The organism is Streptomyces sp. N50, from assembly GCF_033335955.1.
Lineage (GTDB): Bacteria > Actinomycetota > Actinomycetes > Streptomycetales > Streptomycetaceae > Streptomyces.
Genome location: NZ_CP137549.1, coordinates 1,064,379 through 1,080,954, shown reverse-complemented (window position 1 = coordinate 1,080,954; position 16,576 = coordinate 1,064,379). Strand labels below are relative to the sequence as shown.

Sequence of the window (16,576 nt, the reverse complement as noted above, 5' to 3'; positions counted from 1 at the left end):
CCGCCGACCAGACTTCCCGGCACACCGCGCTCACCCTAACCCGGCCGGGCGCCGTCAAGACAGTGTCAACGTCCTCGCGGGCGGCGCCAGAGACGCGTCAAGAAGCCCGCCTGCGGCGCCGCGGGGCGCTTGTCTGGGAGGCGATGAACGACGTACGACGCGGACGACTGAAGGTCTACCTCGGGGCGGCCCCGGGTGTCGGCAAGACCTACCGCATGCTCGACGAGGCACGGCGCCGGGCCGCTCGGGGCGCCGATGTGGTGGTGGGGTTCGCCGAGTGCCACGGGCGCCCGCGCACCGAGGCGATGCTCGACGGCCTGGAGGTCGTGGCGCGGTCCCAATGCGCGTACAGGGGTGGGTACTTCGAGGAGATGGACCTCCCGGCGGTGCTCGCGCGCCGTCCCGAGGTGGCCGTCGTCGACGAGTTCGCGCACAGCAACGTCCCCGGCGGCGGCCGCAACGCCAAGCGCTGGCAGGACATCGACGTGCTGCTCGCCGCCGGCATCGACGTCGTCACCGCCGTCAACGTGCAGCATCTGGCCTCCCTCAAGGACGTCGTCGAGAAGATCACCGGGGTGCCGCAGCACGAGACGGTGCCCGACGACGTCGTACGCCGGGCCCAGCAGATCGAGCTGATCGACATGCCGCCCGAGGGACTGCGGCGGCGCATGGCGCACGGCAACATCTACACACCGGAGAAGATCGACGCGGCCCTCGCCAACTACTTCCGGCCCGGAAACCTCACCGCCCTGAGGCAGTTGGCGCTGCTGTGGGTCGCCGACCGGGTGGACGAGGCGCTGCATACGTACCGTGCCGAGCACGCGATCGGCGGGGTGTGGGAGACCCGGGAGCGCGTGGTCGTCGCGCTCACCGGCGGGCCCGAGGGCGACACGCTCATCCGGCGCGCGGCCCGCATCGCCGACCGGTCCGCCGGCGGCGACCTCCTCGCCGTGCACGTGGCCCGCAGCGACGGACTCGCCGCCGGGGTGTCCCACGCCTCGCTCGCCCGGCAGCGGCGCCTCGTCGAGGACCTCGGCGGCAGCTACCACTCGGTGGTCGGCGACGGCGTCGCCACCGCCCTGGTCGACTTCGCCCGCACCGAGAACGCCACCCAACTCGTCCTCGGCACCAGCCGCCGGGGCCGGTTCGAGCGATTTCTGACCGGCCCCGGCACGGGCGAGACGGTCACGGAACTGAGCGGTGACATCGACGTCCACCGGGTCACCCACGAGCGGGCCGGACGCGGCACCCTGCTGCCGTCCCGCCGCCGTACCCTCTCGACGGCCCGGCTGATCGCCGGGCCCGTGGCGGGACTTGTGCTGCCGGTGCTGCTCACCGTGTGTCTCGCCCAGGTGCGCGGCACGGTCAACCTCACCAGCGAGGCACTGCTGTTCCTCCTCGCCGTGGTCGGGGTGGCCTGCATAGGCGGCGTGGCCTCGGCGGTCATCGCGTCGGTCACGGCCTCGCTGCTGCTCAACTACTGGTTCATCCCGCCCATCGGCCAGTTCACCCTGGACGACCCCAACGCCCTCTTGGCGCTAGGGGTGTTCACGGTCGTGGCGGCGACGGTCGCCGCCGTGGTCGACCGTTCGCTACGACTGTCCCGGCGCTCGGCGCGTGCCACCGCCGAGGCCGAGACGATGTCCTCCCTCGCGGGCAGCATCGTGCGCGGCGGCCAGACGATCCCGGCCCTGCTGGAACGCACCCGCGAGACCTTCGGCACCGACTCGGCGGAACTCGTCGACGAGCCACCGGACCACGAGGTCGGCTCCGGAGTCACCACGGTCCCGGCGGGCCCCGGCGCGTACCTCGTCCTGCGCGGACGCACCCTGTCCTCCTCGGAGCGGCGCGTCCTGGCCGCCTTCGCCGCGCACGTCGGCTCCGCCGTCGAACGGGCCCAACTCGCCGAAGCCGCCGCCGAGATCGAGCCGGTGAAGGCCGCCGACCGCCTGCGTACGGCGCTGCTGCGGGCCGTGGGACACGATCTGCGGACGCCGCTCGCGGCGGGGTGGGCGGCCGTGACCTCGTTGCGCGGGCGGGATGTCGAGTTCTCCGCCGAGGACCGGGACGAACTCCTCGCCACCGCCGACGAGTCGATGGCCAAGCTCAACCGACTGCTGGAGAATCTCCTCGACTTGAGCCGTCTCGAAGCGGGCGTCCTGCCGCTGAGCCTGCGGGCGACGAGCCTGGAGGAGGTGCTGCCGATGGCGCTCGCGGACGTGCCCGACGTGGATCTGCGGGACGTGGAGTCGATACCGCCGGTGCTCGTCGATCCGCCGCTGCTGGAACGCGTGATCGCCAACCTCGCCGGCAACGCGGCCCGGCACACCCCGGCCGGGCGGCGGGTCATGGTCACCGCCAGTGCGCTGGGCGGGCGGGTGGAGCTGAGGGTCGTGGACCGGGGGCCAGGGCTGCCAACCACCGGCCGCGAGCGCCTCTTCGAGCCCTTCCAGCGGCTCGGCGACACGGACAACACCACCGGCCTCGGGCTGGGTCTCGCCCTCGCGCGGGGCCTCACGGAGGCGATGAACGGGACGCTCACGCCCGAGGACACGCCGGGTGGCGGCCTGACGATGGTCGTCTCGCTTCCGCTGGCCGAGCGCGTGGACCCGTCAGCCTCGACCGCGGCCGCTACTCCAGGCCGGACACCTTGAACACGGTCTCCGCGGTCTCGCGCTCGACGCGTTCCGCGACCCGGCGCAGCGCGGTCGCGCCGCAGGTGAGTGAGCCGGAGGTCATGGACTCGCGGGAGTCCTCGGAGACGCGGTGCCACAGGTCGGGGTTGTGGATCAGCACGTCGGGGTCGATCTCGACCCGGCCGCCCAACTCGTCGCGCAGCAGCAGTCGTTGAGAGACCCCGTCGAGACAGCGGACGGACACCAGGCGGTCCGTGCGGACGCGGCGTTCGCGCAGCAGGCCGCGTGAGGACAGCCAGCCCTCGCCCGCGCGGACCCGGGCCGGGTAGAGCACCACGAGGAGCAGGACGGCGAGGGTGAGCCAGAGCGCGCCGCGCCACAGGGTGAGCCGGCCGCTCAACTGGTCGACCAGCAGCAGAAGTCCGAGCAGCGCGCCCGCGCAGCGGAGCGTGTCGCGCAGGTCCCGCGTCCATCGTCGGTCCTCCACCGGTTCCATGGGGGCGACGGTAGAGATCCCCGGCCTACGGAAACCGGGCCTTGACGCGACTCTGACGGGCGGCCGGTGCTTCTTGACGCCCTCGCAGCGGCGGCGGGCGGTTGCCCTGGTCACACCGTCGTCAAGTTCGCGTCAAAGAACGCGTGTTCGGCGCGAAGAAGACGCAAGGAGAAGGGGAAACCGGCGGCGGCGGGACAGAACCTGGAGCGCACTCGCGCGTTCCCGTCACCGCGCGTCCGTACGTGAAGGAGCCACCAGCATGACCGTTCTCGCCGTCCAGCCGGGCGCGACGCCCGCCGACGAGGAGCCCCCGGATACCGGCGAACGCCACCGGCTGACCGCCCTCGCCGGGTTCGCCGCGCTGTCCCTGGACGCCATGGCGTCGGTGGCCTACGGTCCCGAGGCGATCGTCCTCGTGCTGGCCGCCGCGGGTGCGCACGGGCTCGGCTTCACCCTTCCGGTCACGCTCGCCATCGCCGCTCTGCTCGCGGTGCTCGTCGCCTCGTACCGGCAGGTCATCGCGGCCTTCCCGGACGGCGGCGGCTCCTACGCCGTGGCGAAGACCCACCTCGGCGCGCGGACCAGCCTGGTGGCGGCGGCCTCGCTGGTGCTGGACTACGTACTGAACGTCGCGGTCGCCGTCACGGCCGGTGTCGCCGCTCTGACCTCGGCCTTTCCGGGACTGTACGACGACCGGCTGTGGCTCTGCCTCGCCGTGCTCGTGCTGGTGACGACGGTGAACCTGCGCGGGATCGTCGAGTCGGCCCGCGCCTTCATCGTGCCGACAGTCGTCTTCGTGGGCTCCATCCTCGTGCTGATCGCGGTCGGCCTGTTCCGGTCCGCGCCGGTGAGCACCGCGACCGCCGACGGGCACGCCTCCGCGCTCGCCGACAACGCGACGAGCGTCGGCACTTTGCTGCTGCTGAAAGCTTTCGCCAGCGGCTGCAGCGCCCTCACCGGCGTCGAGGCCATCGCCAACGCCGTGCCCTCCTTCCGCACGCCTCGCGTGAAGCGGGCCCAGCGCGCGGAGGTCGCCCTCGGCGCGGTGCTCGGCGTGATGCTGATCGGCCTGTCGGTGCTGATCTCCCGCTTCCACCTCCAGCCGGTCCAGGGAGTCACCGTCCTCGCCCAGCTCGCGGACGCCTCCCTCGGCCACAACTGGGCTTTCTACGTCATCCAGTTCGCGACGATGATCCTGCTCGCCCTGTCCGCGAACACGTCCTTCGGCGGGCTGCCGGTGCTGCTGAAGCTGCTGGCCCGCGACAACTACCTCCCGCACGTCTTCGCCCTCAAGGCCGACCGTCAGGTGCACCGGCACGGCGTGCTCGCGCTGGCCGCGGTCTCGGCGGCCCTGCTGGTGTTCTCCGGCGGTGACACCAACACCCTCGTGCCGCTCTTCGCGATCGGCGTCTTCGTCGGCTTCACGGTCGCCCAGGTCGGCATGGTCCGGCACTGGCGCGGCGAACGCGGCCCCGGCCGGCGCGGAAAAGCCCTGCTGAACGGGTTCGGCGCGCTCCTCACCGGCATCGCGGCCGTCGTCGTCACCGCGACCAAGTTCGAGGAGGGCGCCTGGCTGATCGTGATCACGCTGCCCCTGCTCGTGGCGGCCTTCGAGACCGTGCACCGCACCTACGCGCACATCGGCGAACGCCTCGGCCTCGGCCGCATCCCGGAGCCCCCGCACCGCGACCGGTCGGTGGTGATCGTGCCGGTCTCGTCCTTGTCCCGCCTGACCTCCGAGGCGCTGACGGCCGCGGCCTCCCTCGGCGACGAGGTACGCGCGGTCACCGTCTGCTACCCGGACCCCGAGGACCGCGCCCATCTCCACGCCCTGGAACGCGCCTGGGCCCAATGGGACCCCGGCGTCCCTCTGGTCCAACTCCCTTGCGAGCGCCGCACGTTGGGCCGCCCGATCGCCGCCTACGTACGAGAGGTGTCCGCGACGGAACCGGACACCCGGGTCACCGTCCTGATCGCCGAGGTGGAGCCGGTACGGCTGTGGCAGCGGCTGCTGCAGAACCAACGGGGGGCTGTCGTCGCCCACGCCGTACGACGGGACACGGACGCGGTGATCTGCCGGCTGCGGTTCCGGCTGTTCTGACGCGGGGATGTGAGGCGGGCCCCTGCTTCGCCGCCGGGGGCGGGGCTCGCGCCTGCGCCTGCGGTACGGCGCCGCCGTAGAAAACCGCCCGCGGCCCGGCACCGCCGCCGTAGAAAACCGCCTGCGGCCCGGCACTGACGCCGTAGAAACCCGCCTGCGGCCCGGTACCGCCGCCGCCGAAAACCGCCCGCGCCCCGGCGCCCCACCACCGTAGAACCGCGCCCGCCCGCCGGATCCCGGCTCCGCCGTAAGAGTCCCGTCAAAGGCGTATGCGTCGCCGTAAGGGACCCGTCAACGGCGGCCGAATCCGGTCACGGGCGCGGTTACCTCTAAGCGTCCGTTCCATTCGAACCTCATTCCAGGAGCTCACGATGGCCGATCTGGCCTTCGTCGTCACCACGATCGCGGTCTTCGCGCTGGTGGCCCTCGTCGCCAAGGGGGTGACGAAGCTGTGACCGCCGAGAACATCGTCGGCCTCGTCGTGGCCGTCGCCCTGCTGGGCTATCTCGTCCTCGCCCTGATCTTCCCGGAGAGGTTCTGAGAGCGATATGGGTCCCGTCCTCGCCGGTGTGCTCCAGCTGATCGCGCTCATAGCGGCGCTGGCGCTCGCCTACATCCCCCTCGGCACCTACATGGCCAGGGTCTACTCCTCCGACAAGCACCTGCGCGTCGAGAAGTGGATCTACAAGGGCATCGGTGCCGACCCGAACACCGAGATGCGCTGGCCGGCGTATCTGCGCGGCGTGCTCGCCTTCTCGGCGGTCGGGGTTCTTTTCCTCTATCTGCTTCAGCGGATTCAAGGCATCCTGCCCGGCTCGCTGGGGTTCTCCTCCGTCAATCCGGCGCAGTCGTTCAACACGGCCGTGTCGTTCGTGACGAACACCAACTGGCAGTCGTACTACGGCGAGCAGACCATGGGTCACGTCGTGCAGACCGCCGGGCTCGCCGTGCAGAACTTCGTCTCCGCGGCCGTCGGTATCGCCGTCGCGGTGGCTCTCGTGCGAGGGTTCGCGCGCTCCCGGACCGGTGAACTCGGGAACTTCTGGGCCGACTTGGTGCGCGGCGTCATCCGCATCCTGGTGCCGCTCTCGGTCGTGGCCGCGCTCGTGCTCGTCGCGTGCGGTGCCATCCAGAACTTCTCCGGGATCCACGAAGTCGGTCAGTTCATGGGCGGCCACCAGCAGTGGAACGGCGGCGCGGTCGCCTCGCAGGAGGCCATCAAGGAGCTGGGCACCAACGGCGGCGGCTACTTCAACGCCAACTCCGCCCACCCGTTCGAGAACCCGACGCCCTTCACCAACCTCTTCGAGATCTTCCTGCTGCTGGTCATCCCGTTCGCGCTGACCCGCACCTTCGGCGTGATGGTCGGCTCGATCAAGCAGGGCTACGCGATCCTCGCCACCATGGCCACCATCTGGGTCGGCTTCGTCGCCCTGATGATGTGGACCGAGTTCGCCCACCACGGCGCGGCGTTGCAGGCCGCGGGCGGTGCGATGGAGGGCAAGGAACAGCGGATCGGCGTCGGCGCCTCCTCGATCTTCGCGGTGTCGACCACGTTGACCTCGACGGGCGCGGTGGACTCCTTCCACTCCTCGTTCACCGGTCTCGGCGGCGGAATCACCATCCTGGGCATGCAGTTGGGCGAGATCGCACCCGGTGGTACCGGCTCCGGCCTCTACGGAATGCTGATCATGGCGGTCATCGCGGTGTTCATCGCCGGGCTGATGGTCGGCCGTACGCCCGAGTACCTGGGCAAGAAGATCGGCACCCGCGAGATGAAGCTCGCGGCCTGCTACATCCTGATCACCCCGGCCCTGGTGCTGATCTTCGCGGCCGCCTCCATGGCGCTGCCGACCCCGCCGCACTCCATGCTGAACTCCGGCGCGCACGGCTTCTCCGAGGTGCTGTACGCCTTCACCTCCGCCGCGAACAACAACGGATCGGCGTTCGCAGGGCTGAACGCGAACACCGACTGGTTCAACACCATGACCGGACTCGCGATGGTGCTCGGCCGCTTCCTGCCGATGGTGTTCGTGCTGGCGCTGGCCGGTTCGCTCGCCGAGCAGAAGCCGGTGCCGGTCACGGCAGGCACCCTGCGCACCGAAAAGCCTTTGTTCACCGGCCTGTTGGTGGGCGCGATCCTCATCATCACCGGTCTGACCTACTTCCCGGCGCTGGCGCTGGGACCGCTGGCCGAGGGGCTGGCGTCATGACCACCCGGACAGACAACCAAGAAAACCAAGAGGACTCGATGTCCACTGCCACTCCGACCCGGGCGCCGCACAGCGATGTGCCGACCGGTCACAAGGACGAAGGGCGGGTCGGCGCGGGCCTGTTCGACCCGAAGCAGCTGATCAAGTCCCTGCCCGACGCCTGCCGCAAGCTCGACCCGCGGGTGATGGTCAAGTCGCCCGTGATGTTCGTGGTGTGGATCGGCTCCGTGCTGACCACGATCTTCTCCTTCAAGGACCCCGGCGACTGGTTCGGCTGGGCGATCAGCGCCTGGCTGTGGCTGACCGTCATCTTCGCCAACCTGGCGGAGGCCGTAGCCGAGGGCCGCGGCAAGGCGCAGGCCGACACCCTGCGCAAGGCCAAGACCGACACGGTGGCCCGACGGCTCACCGGCACGACCGAGGAGCAGATCCCCGGCACCGAACTGCGCATCGGCGACCTGGTGGTGTGCGAGGCGGGCGACATCATCCCCGGCGACGGAGACGTCGTAGAGGGCGTCGCGTCCGTCGACGAGTCGGCCATCACCGGCGAGTCCGCGCCCGTCATCCGTGAGTCCGGCGGTGACCGCAGTGCCGTCACCGGTGGCACGAAGGTCCTCTCCGACCGCATCGTCATCAAGATCACGACCAAGCCCGGCGAGACCTTCATTGACCGGATGATCGCCCTGGTCGAGGGCGCCGCCCGGCAGAAGACGCCCAACGAGATCGCGCTGAACATCCTGTTGGCGTCCCTCACCATCGTCTTCCTGCTGGCCTGTGCCACGCTGCCGCCGTTCGCGGACTACGCGGGCACCCACCTCACGATGATCGTGCTGGTGGCCCTGCTGGTCTGTCTGATCCCGACCACGATCGGCGCACTGCTCTCCGCGATCGGCATCGCGGGCATGGACCGCCTCGTGCAGAGGAACGTACTGGCCATGTCCGGCAGGGCAGTTGAGGCCGCGGGCGACGTCTCGACGCTGCTGCTCGACAAGACCGGCACCATCACCCTCGGCAACCGCCAGGCCTCCGAGTTCGTGCCGGTCACCGGCACCACCGAGGCCGAGGTCGCCGACGCCGCCCAGCTCTCCTCGCTGGCCGACGAGACGCCCGAGGGCCGCTCCATCGTCGTCCTGGCGAAGGAGAAGTACGGTCTGCGGGAGCGCCACCAGGGCGAGTTGGCCCACGCCGAGTGGATCGCGTTCACCGCGCAGACCCGCATGTCGGGTGTGGACGTCGACGGGCGCAAGATCCGCAAGGGTGCGGCCGGTTCGGTCGTCACCTGGGTCCGGGAGCGGGGCGGCGAGGTGTCCGAGGACGCGGGTGCGCTCACCGACCGGATCTCCGCGGCCGGCGGCACCCCGCTGCTCGTGGCGGTCGAAGACACCGACGGCGCACGGGTGTTGGGCGTCATCCACCTCAAGGACGTCGTCAAGGCGGGCATGCGCGAGCGGTTCGACGAGCTGCGCCGCATGGGCATCAAGACCGTCATGATCACGGGTGACAACCCGCTGACCGCCAAGGCGATCGCCGAAGAAGCGGGCGTCGACGACTTCCTCGCGGAGGCCACTCCCGAGGACAAGATGGCGCTCATCAAGCGGGAGCAGGCCGGCGGCAAGCTGGTCGCGATGACCGGTGACGGCACGAACGACGCGCCCGCGCTGGCCCAGGCGGACGTCGGCGTCGCGATGAACACCGGCACGTCGGCCGCGAAGGAGGCCGGCAACATGGTCGACCTCGACTCGAACCCGACCAAGCTCATCGAGATCGTCGAGATCGGCAAGCAACTCCTCATCACCCGGGGCGCGTTGACGACGTTCTCGATCGCCAACGACGTCGCGAAGTACTTCGCGATCATCCCGGCACTGTTCGCGGCCGTCTACCCGGGCCTGGACAAGCTCAACATCATGCACCTGGCCTCGCCCGACTCCGCGATCCTCTCCGCGGTCATCTTCAACGCGCTGGTCATCATCGCGCTGGTCCCGCTCTCCCTGCGGGGCGTGCAGTACCGGCCGGTCAGCGCCGACAAGATGCTCCGCCGCAACCTCGGGATCTACGGCATCGGCGGACTGATCGCCCCCTTCATCGGCATCAAGATCATCGACCTCCTCATCTCCCTCATCCCCGGAATCGGCTGATCGGCATGAACAACTCGGTATCCAACACAGCCCGGTTGCTCTGGGCGGCCCTGCGTGCCCTGCTCGTGCTGACCCTGGTGACCGGTGTCATCTACCCGCTGGCCGTGACGGGCGTGGCCCAGGCGCTGTTCAACAACAAGGCGAACGGCTCGGAGATCAAGGCGGACGGCAAGGTCGTCGGTTCCTCGCTCATCGGCCAACAGGGCTACAGCCTGGACTACTTCCAGGGACGCCCTGCCAACGGCCTGGGCACGAACTCGGTCAACACCCAGTACAAGCTGATCCTCTCCGGTGCCACCAACCTCGCCGCCGACAGCAAGGTGCTCGTCAAGCAGGTGGAGGACGCCAAGGCCGCTGTCGTGAAGAACAACTCCACGGCCGACTACAAGGTCAAGCCGTCCCAGGTACCGGCCGACGCGGTCACCTCCTCCGGCTCCGGCCTCGACCCGGACATCTCCCCGGCCTACGCCGAACTCCAGGTCCACCGGGTCGCCGAGCGCAACCACCTCTCCGTCGGCCAGGTGGAGAAACTGGTCAAGGAGCACACCGACAGCCGCACCCTCGGCTTCATCGGCGAGCCGACGGTGAACGTGCTGGAGCTCAACATCGCGCTCAAGTCCCTTGTGACGAAGAGCTGATGGCGTTACACGACCGGCAGGGGAGTCGGCGGCCCGGGGGACATCCCGGTGCCGCCGACTCCCGCCGCCATGCCAGGGACCACACGAAAGGCACACCCCCATGACACGGGTGCTGGTGGTGGAGGACGACCCGCAGCTCGTGCGGGCCCTCGTGATCAACATGCAGGCCCGGCAGTACGGCGTCGACGCCGCCCCGGACGGCGCCACCGCGCTCCGGCTCGCGGCCGCGCGGCAGCCGGACGTCGTGATGCTCGACCTCGGACTGCCCGACATGGACGGCGTCGACGTCATCAGGGCGCTGCGCGGCTGGACCCGGGTCCCGATCCTGGTGCTGTCGGCCCGGCAGGCCTCCGACGAGAAGGTCGCCGCCCTCGACGCGGGCGCCGACGACTACATCACCAAGCCGTTCAGCATGGACGAACTCCTCGCCCGGCTACGGGCCGCCGTCCGCCGTGTCGAGGACGTGCCGCTCGCCCCGACGACCACTCTCGTCACCACCGACGACTTCACCATCGACCTGCTCGCCAAGAAGGCCACCCGCGCCGGACACGACATCCGGCTCACCCCGACCGAGTGGCATCTGCTGGAGATCCTGGTCACCAACCCCGGCCGCCTGATCACCCAGAAGTACCTGCTGCAAGAGGTGTGGGGGGTGACCCAGAGCAACAAGACCAACTATCTCCGGGTCTACATGGCCCAGTTGAGAAGGAAGTTGGAGGGGGATCCGTCGAGCCCCCGCTATCTGATCACCGAGCCCGGCATGGGCTACCGCTTCGAAGGATGACATGGGACGCGGCAAGCTCCGGATCTACCTCGGCGCGGCACCGGGCGTCGGCAAGACGTACGCGATGCTGTCCGAGGCCCACCGGCGGACCGAGCGGGGCACCGACTGCGTGGTCGCCTTCGTGGAACACCACAGCAGACCGCGCACCGAGGTGATGCTGCACGGCCTCGAGGAGATCCCGCGCCGTGAACTCGCCTACCGGGACACGACGTTCACCGAGATGGACGTCGACGCGGTCCTCGCCCGGCACCCCGAGGTCGCCCTCGTCGACGAACTGCCGCACACCAACATCCCCGGCTCCCGCAACGCCAAGCGCTGGCAGGACATCGAGGAGCTGCTGGCGGCAGGCATCGACGTGATCTCGACCGTCAACATCCAGCACCTGGAATCCCTGGGCGACATCGTCGAGTCCATCACCGGCGTACGCCAGCAGGAGACCGTCCCGGACGAGGTCGTCCGCCGCGCCGACCAGATCGAGCTGGTCGACATGTCACCGCCCGCGCTACGGCGCCGGATGGCCCACGGCAACATCTACAAACCGGACAAGGTCGACGCGGCCCTCTCCAACTACTTCCGGCCCGGAAACCTCACGGCCCTAAGGGAGTTGGCGCTGCTCTGGCTCGCCGACCGGGTCGACGCCTACCTCCAGGAGTACCGCAGCGAACACCGCGTCTCGGCGATCTGGGGCTCGCGGGAGCGGATCGTCGTAGGCCTCACCGGTGGTCCGGAGGGACGCACGCTGATCCGCAGGGCCGCGCGCCTCGCCGAAAAGGGCGCGGGCGGTGAGGTGTTGGCGGTCTACATCTCCCGCAGCGACGGACTGACCTCTGCCTCCCCGAAGGAACTGGCCCAACAGCGCACTCTGGTCGAGGACTTGGGCGGCACCTTCCACCACGTCGTCGGTGAGGACATCCCGGCAGCCCTGCTGGACTTCGCGCGCGGGGTCAACGCCACCCAGATCGTCCTCGGCGTCTCCCGCCGCAAGGGCTGGCAGTACGTCTTCGGGCCCGGCGTCGGCTCGACGGTCGCCCGCGAGTCCGGCCCCGATCTCGACGTCCACCTCATCACCCACGACGAGGCGGGCAAGGGACGCGGACTGCCCGTGAACCGGGGCACACGGCTCGGGCGCGCCCGCATCGTCTGGGGCTGGCTGGCCGGAATCGGCGGACCGCTGCTGCTCACCTGGCTGTTGAGCAGTGTGGCCCCCGAAGTCGGCCTGGCCAACGACATGTTGCTGTACCTGTCCCTGACGGTGGCGGCGGCCCTGCTCGGCGGACTCTTCCCCGCACTGGCCTCGGCGGCGGTCGGATCGCTGCTGCTGAACTGGTACTTCACCCCGCCGGTGCACACCTTCACGATCGCCGACCCCAAGAACATCGTGGCCATCGCGATCTTCGTGGCCGTGGCGGTGTCGGTCGCGTCGGTGGTGGATTTGGCAGCCCGCCGCACCCACCAAGCCGCCCGGCTGCGCGCCGAGTCGGAGATCCTCTCCTACCTCGCGGGCAATGTGCTGCGCGGTGAGACCAGCCTCGAAGCCCTCCTGGAACGGGTCCGGGAGACCTTCGGCATGGAGTCCGCCGCCCTGCTGGAGCGCGCGAGCGACGTCGAACCCTGGACGTGCGCGGGCAGTGTCGGCCCCCGCCCCTGTCAGAACCCCGAGGACGCGGACGTCGACGTACCGGTCGGCGACCACATGGCCCTCGCCCTCTCCGGCCGGGTCCTGCCCGCCGAGGACCGCCGCGTCCTGGCCGCCTTCGCCGCGCAGGCCGCCGTGGTCCTGGACCGCCGCCGCCTGCGCGAAGAGGCCGACCAGGCAAGGGCGTTGGCGGAGGGCAACCGCATCCGCACGGCGCTCCTGGCCGCCGTAAGCCATGACCTGCGGACCCCGCTCGCCGGCATCAAGGCGGCCGTCTCCTCGCTCCGGTCCGAGGACGTCGCATGGTCGGACGAGGACCAGGCCGAGCTGCTGGCCGGCATCGAGGACGGCGCCGACCGCCTCGACAACCTCGTCGGGAACCTCCTCGACATGTCCCGCCTCCAGACCGGCACGGTCACCCCGATCATCAGCGAGGCGGACCTCGACGAGGTGATCCCGATGGCGCTGGGCGGGGTCCCCGAGGACAGCGTCGAACTCGACATCCCCGAAAGCCTGCCCATGGTCCCCGTCGACAAGGGCCTGCTGGAACGAGCCGTAGCCAACATCGTCGAGAACGCGGTCAAATACAGCCCGGAGCGAACTCCCGTACTGGTCAAGGCGAGTGCCATCGCCGACCGCGTCGAGATCCGGGTCGTCGACCGCGGCCCCGGCGTCCCCGACGAGGCCAAGAACCGCATCTTCGAGCCCTTCCAGCGCTACGGCGACGCCCCGCGCGGCGCCGGAGTGGGCCTCGGCCTCGCGGTCGCCCGCGGCTTCACCGAGGCCCTCGGCGGCACCCTCAGCGCCGAGGACACCCCCGGCGGCGGCCTCACGATGGTCCTCAGCCTCCACCTCGCCCCCGCACCCGCCCTTGCCCCCGCCGAAGGTTCCACCTACAGTCCCGCTCCGTAAGATTCGGCAAGCGGCCCGAAACTTTCGAGATCGGGCTGTACGGAGGGGCGGAGACCCATGCGGACCTACGACAACCCGGTCATCGGCGGCTTCCACCCCGACCCCAGCGTGTGCCGGGTCGGCGAGGACTACTACCTCGCGTGCTCCAGCTTCGAGTACTTCCCGGGGGTCCCGCTCTTCCACAGCCGCGACCTGGTGCACTGGCGCCAGATCGGCAACGCCCTTGACCGGCCAGGGCAGTTGGACCTGCCCGACGACACTCCCGCCTCGGCCGGCATCTACGCCCCCACCCTCCGCCACCACGACGGCCGCTTCTACCTGATCACCACCGACGTGCGCGGCAAAGGCACCTTCCTCGTCACCGCCGACCGGCCCGAGGGCCCCTGGTCGGACCCGGTCCTCGTCGACATCCCCGGCATCGACCCCGACCTGGCCTGGGACGAGGACGGCACCTGCTGGTGTGCCATGGCCGGGGTGACGGTGTCCCGCATCGACCCGGCGACCGGCAAGGTCCTGGAGGGCCCGCTCCCGATCTGGTCCGGCACCGGACTCCAGCACCCGGAGGCCCCGCACCTCTACCGCGTCGGCGACTGGTGGTACCTGATGATCGCCGAGGGCGGCACCGCACACGGCCACAGCGTCTCCATCGCCCGCGCCCGCTCGCCGCGCGGCCCCTACGAACCGGCCCCCGCCAACCCGATCCTGACCCACCGCAGCACGGACCTCCCCATCCAGAGCACCGGCCACGCCGACCTGGTCACCGCACCCGACGGCACCTGGTGGATGGTGCTGCTCGGCACCCGGCCCCGGGGCTGGTTCCCCGGCTTCCACGTGCTCGGCCGTGAGACGTTCCTGACCCCGGTCGAGTGGGTGGACGGCTGGCCCCGGGTCGGCCCGGTACGGGAACAGCACACGGCACCGGAGGTCTGGCAGCCCTTCCAACTCCCGCCGGTTCGCGACGACTTCGACGCCCCGGCCCTCGCCCACTCCTGGATCTCCCCGCGCAGCAGGCGGGACGACAGCTGGTCGCTGACTCGTCGACCGGGCTGGCTGACGCTGGACGCTCAGAGGGGTCAGGTGTTCCTCGGTCGCCGCCAACAGCACCCAGACTGCCGCGCGTCCGTCCGGATCGACCCCGGCTCCGGCCGCGCAGGCCTCTCCGTCCGCATGGACGAGGCGCATCACTACGACATCGAGGTCGCCGGGGGAGCGGTGAGCGTGGTCGCGCGGATCGGTCCCGTACGGCAGCGGATCGCCTCGCGTGCGGTACCGCCGGGCCCGGTCGCCCTGACCGTCGACATCGCGGCGACCGACGCCGACACACGAGCCCCCGACATCCTCACGTTCTCCGTGGAGGGTCCCGAAATGGCCGTAGAACTGGCGGAGTTGGACGGACGTTATCTTTCCACGCAAGTGGCGGGGGGATTCACCGGACGGGTGATCGGCATGTACGTGACTGAGGGGGAGGCTGCCTTCGACTGGTTCGACTACCAGGAGGCACTGCGATAGCGGCCGACTACGCGGGGTGACCGACCCCGGAAATGCGTCGGGGCCGGTGCGCACCTCATGTGTGCGGCCGGCCCCTCATGTCCCTGAAATGCTCACGCGGGAAATGCTCAAGCGGCTGTCACCACTTGGCGGTGCGGGGCGATGATCTGCCCGTCGGGCAGGAGCTCACCGGTGTCCTCGAACAGGAGAACGCCGTTGCACAGCAGGCTCCAGCCCTGTTCCGGGTGGGACGCCATGAGGCGGGCGGATTCCCGGTCGGCGGATTCGGCTGTGGGACACGGTGGCTGGTGCTTGCACATTGGTGGGATCTCTCGCTCTGTTGTGGTCATGTCCGTCCCCCGTGGTGTTGAGTCGGTCCGAACCCAGTGTTGCCCCATGGACGTCAATCCGCAGGGATTTAGCAGCACCGCTTCTCACAGGTTCATGACGCGTCACCCGCGCGGACGGTTCATCCCAATTCCCAGCTCGTACGAGCTTTTTCGTGCTCGGACGAGCGTTACGAGCGTGAAAGGGCCGGAAACGCGATCGTACCCCGCCACCGGGAATTCGGTGACGGGGTACGAGGGTGACCGGAGGGGAAAGTCAGGCGGGGGAACCGAGCAGCGGCGCCGGAGTCACCCGATGGGTCAGCACCGGCAGCAACTCGGCGACCCGGTGCGGACGGTGGGCCGCGATGCCGGGCGGTGCCGGGGCCAGCGGGACCAGCAGATCGGACGCGACGGGGTGGCCGCCGGAGCCGTCCTCGGTGAGGTCGCCGTGCAGCCAGAGCGTGAGCATGTAGAGGCCGGGCACCGAGAGGAGGCGCGGCTGGTAGGCGCCCTTCATGTTCTCGGCCTGGCGCAGCGCCCGCTCGGTGGAGGCGATGTACGGACCCTCGAAGAAGTGCGAGAACGCCCACCCGTCGGGGGTCAGCATCGTCTCGGCCGCGGCGACCGCGCGGTCCCCGCAACGGATCAGGAAACGCCATCCGGCCAGCCGGGTGACGGCCGTCCCGTCCGCGGACACGCGGTCCAACACATGCAGGGGCAGCGGGAGTTCGGGTGTTGCCGGTCCCTGAGCAGCGCGCAGGGACGGCGTCTTGGCCTCGCGGACCGCGGTGGGGGAACCGAGTGCCGTGAGAACGGAGCGCAGGGCGGGCGCGGGAGCCGGGGGGACATGCAGCGGCATGGTGGGTCGCCTCTCATTCGACAGGCACTGATGGCGCGAGGGCGGGGCGGGGGCGGACGGCGCTGTCAGCTCTCGGGGTCAGGGAGGCCGGGCCGGGTTCCGTGAGCATGGGTGCGGCCTGCCGCACGTCACCTAGACGGCAGGTTCCAGGACCGGGGCGCCAACCTTCTGCCTTGTTCGCGGAGTTTATACGACACGCGTTCAGCTGATGTTTCGTCTAACCGTTTCCCGTATGAACAACAAGGACCTATTCGGCCACCGATTCACGGGAATCATCCAGGTTCCGAACGGGCTCTGTGGCGATGACCTCGGGATATGTCACCGATGGGGTCGGCCAATTCTCGTCGGC

At 70.0% G+C, this 16,576-nt stretch carries 12 protein-coding genes; 9 read left to right on the top strand and 3 right to left on the bottom strand.

The window, feature by feature from the left end:
* Positions 1-143 precede the first annotated feature (143 nt).
* Positions 144-2,654, top strand: a complete 2,511-nt coding sequence (locus tag R2B38_RS04420) for an ATP-binding protein (protein ID WP_318015051.1) — start codon at positions 144-146, stop codon at positions 2,652-2,654.
* Here the strand turns inward: R2B38_RS04420 and R2B38_RS04415 are convergent.
* Positions 2,632-3,132, bottom strand: a complete 501-nt coding sequence (locus R2B38_RS04415; protein ID WP_318015050.1) for a hypothetical protein — start codon at positions 3,130-3,132, stop codon at positions 2,632-2,634. The genes R2B38_RS04420 and R2B38_RS04415 overlap by 23 nt on opposite strands.
* Before the next feature lie 259 nt (positions 3,133-3,391).
* Between R2B38_RS04415 and R2B38_RS04410 the strand changes: the two genes are divergently transcribed.
* From R2B38_RS04410 to R2B38_RS04375, 8 genes are all read left to right on the top strand, one after another.
* Positions 3,392-5,233, top strand: coding sequence for an APC family permease (locus R2B38_RS04410; RefSeq protein ID WP_318015049.1), 1,842 nt, complete (start codon positions 3,392-3,394; stop codon positions 5,231-5,233).
* 451 nt (positions 5,234-5,684) lie between these two features.
* Positions 5,685-5,774 (top strand): K(+)-transporting ATPase subunit F, encoded by a 90-nt coding sequence (gene kdpF, locus R2B38_RS04405; protein ID WP_016434100.1) that lies wholly within the window; start codon positions 5,685-5,687, stop codon positions 5,772-5,774.
* 7 nt (positions 5,775-5,781) lie between these two features.
* The gene (gene kdpA / locus R2B38_RS04400) at positions 5,782-7,446 is read left to right on the top strand and encodes a potassium-transporting ATPase subunit KdpA (RefSeq protein ID WP_318015048.1); all 1,665 of its coding nucleotides are present in this window, start codon (positions 5,782-5,784) and stop codon (positions 7,444-7,446) included.
* 38 nt (positions 7,447-7,484) lie between these two features.
* A complete protein-coding gene (gene kdpB, locus R2B38_RS04395; RefSeq protein ID WP_318015047.1) occupies positions 7,485-9,581 on the top strand; it encodes a potassium-transporting ATPase subunit KdpB in 2,097 nt (698 codons plus the stop codon).
* A 5-nt stretch (positions 9,582-9,586) separates the two neighbouring features.
* On the top strand, positions 9,587-10,219 hold the full coding sequence (locus R2B38_RS04390; protein WP_318015046.1) for a potassium-transporting ATPase subunit C: 633 nt from the start codon (positions 9,587-9,589) through the stop codon (positions 10,217-10,219).
* Between the two features lie 100 nt (positions 10,220-10,319).
* On the top strand, positions 10,320-11,003 hold the full coding sequence (locus R2B38_RS04385) for a response regulator transcription factor (RefSeq protein WP_318015045.1): 684 nt from the start codon (positions 10,320-10,322) through the stop codon (positions 11,001-11,003).
* Position 11,004: 1 nt separating this feature from the next.
* Positions 11,005-13,551: a sensor histidine kinase KdpD gene (locus R2B38_RS04380; protein ID WP_318015044.1), complete on the top strand. Its 2,547-nt coding sequence runs from the start codon at positions 11,005-11,007 to the stop codon at positions 13,549-13,551.
* Positions 13,552-13,608: 57 nt separating this feature from the next.
* A complete protein-coding gene (locus R2B38_RS04375; RefSeq protein WP_318015043.1) occupies positions 13,609-15,060 on the top strand; it encodes a glycoside hydrolase family 43 protein in 1,452 nt (483 codons plus the stop codon).
* Between the two features lie 107 nt (positions 15,061-15,167).
* Here R2B38_RS04375 and R2B38_RS04370 read toward each other — a convergent pair whose 3' ends face one another.
* Together R2B38_RS04370 and R2B38_RS04365 are read right to left on the bottom strand one after the other, a co-directional pair.
* Positions 15,168-15,359 (bottom strand): DUF5999 family protein, encoded by a 192-nt coding sequence (locus R2B38_RS04370; RefSeq protein ID WP_318021585.1) that lies wholly within the window; start codon positions 15,357-15,359, stop codon positions 15,168-15,170.
* Positions 15,360-15,642: 283 nt separating this feature from the next.
* Complete coding sequence (locus R2B38_RS04365; protein WP_033283381.1) at positions 15,643-16,227, bottom strand: hypothetical protein; 585 nt, start codon at positions 16,225-16,227, stop codon at positions 15,643-15,645.
* Positions 16,228-16,576: the final 349 nt, after the last annotated feature.

Coding starts and splice junctions, on each gene's coding strand:
- R2B38_RS04375 (WP_318015043.1), top strand. CDS start 13,609: ATGCGGACCTACGACAACCCGGTCATCGGCGGCTTCCACCCCGACCCC.
- R2B38_RS04385 (WP_318015045.1), top strand. CDS start 10,320: ATGACACGGGTGCTGGTGGTGGAGGACGACCCGCAGCTCGTGCGGGCC.
- R2B38_RS04415 (WP_318015050.1), bottom strand. CDS start 3,132: ATGGAACCGGTGGAGGACCGACGATGGACGCGGGACCTGCGCGACACG.
- R2B38_RS04390 (WP_318015046.1), top strand. CDS start 9,587: ATGAACAACTCGGTATCCAACACAGCCCGGTTGCTCTGGGCGGCCCTG.
- R2B38_RS04365 (WP_033283381.1), bottom strand. CDS start 16,227: ATGCCGCTGCATGTCCCCCCGGCTCCCGCGCCCGCCCTGCGCTCCGTT.
- kdpA (WP_318015048.1), top strand. CDS start 5,782: ATGGGTCCCGTCCTCGCCGGTGTGCTCCAGCTGATCGCGCTCATAGCG.
- R2B38_RS04420 (WP_318015051.1), top strand. CDS start 144: ATGAACGACGTACGACGCGGACGACTGAAGGTCTACCTCGGGGCGGCC.
- R2B38_RS04380 (WP_318015044.1), top strand. CDS start 11,005: ATGGGACGCGGCAAGCTCCGGATCTACCTCGGCGCGGCACCGGGCGTC.
- kdpB (WP_318015047.1), top strand. CDS start 7,485: ATGTCCACTGCCACTCCGACCCGGGCGCCGCACAGCGATGTGCCGACC.
- R2B38_RS04370 (WP_318021585.1), bottom strand. CDS start 15,359: ATGTGCAAGCACCAGCCACCGTGTCCCACAGCCGAATCCGCCGACCGG.
- R2B38_RS04410 (WP_318015049.1), top strand. CDS start 3,392: ATGACCGTTCTCGCCGTCCAGCCGGGCGCGACGCCCGCCGACGAGGAG.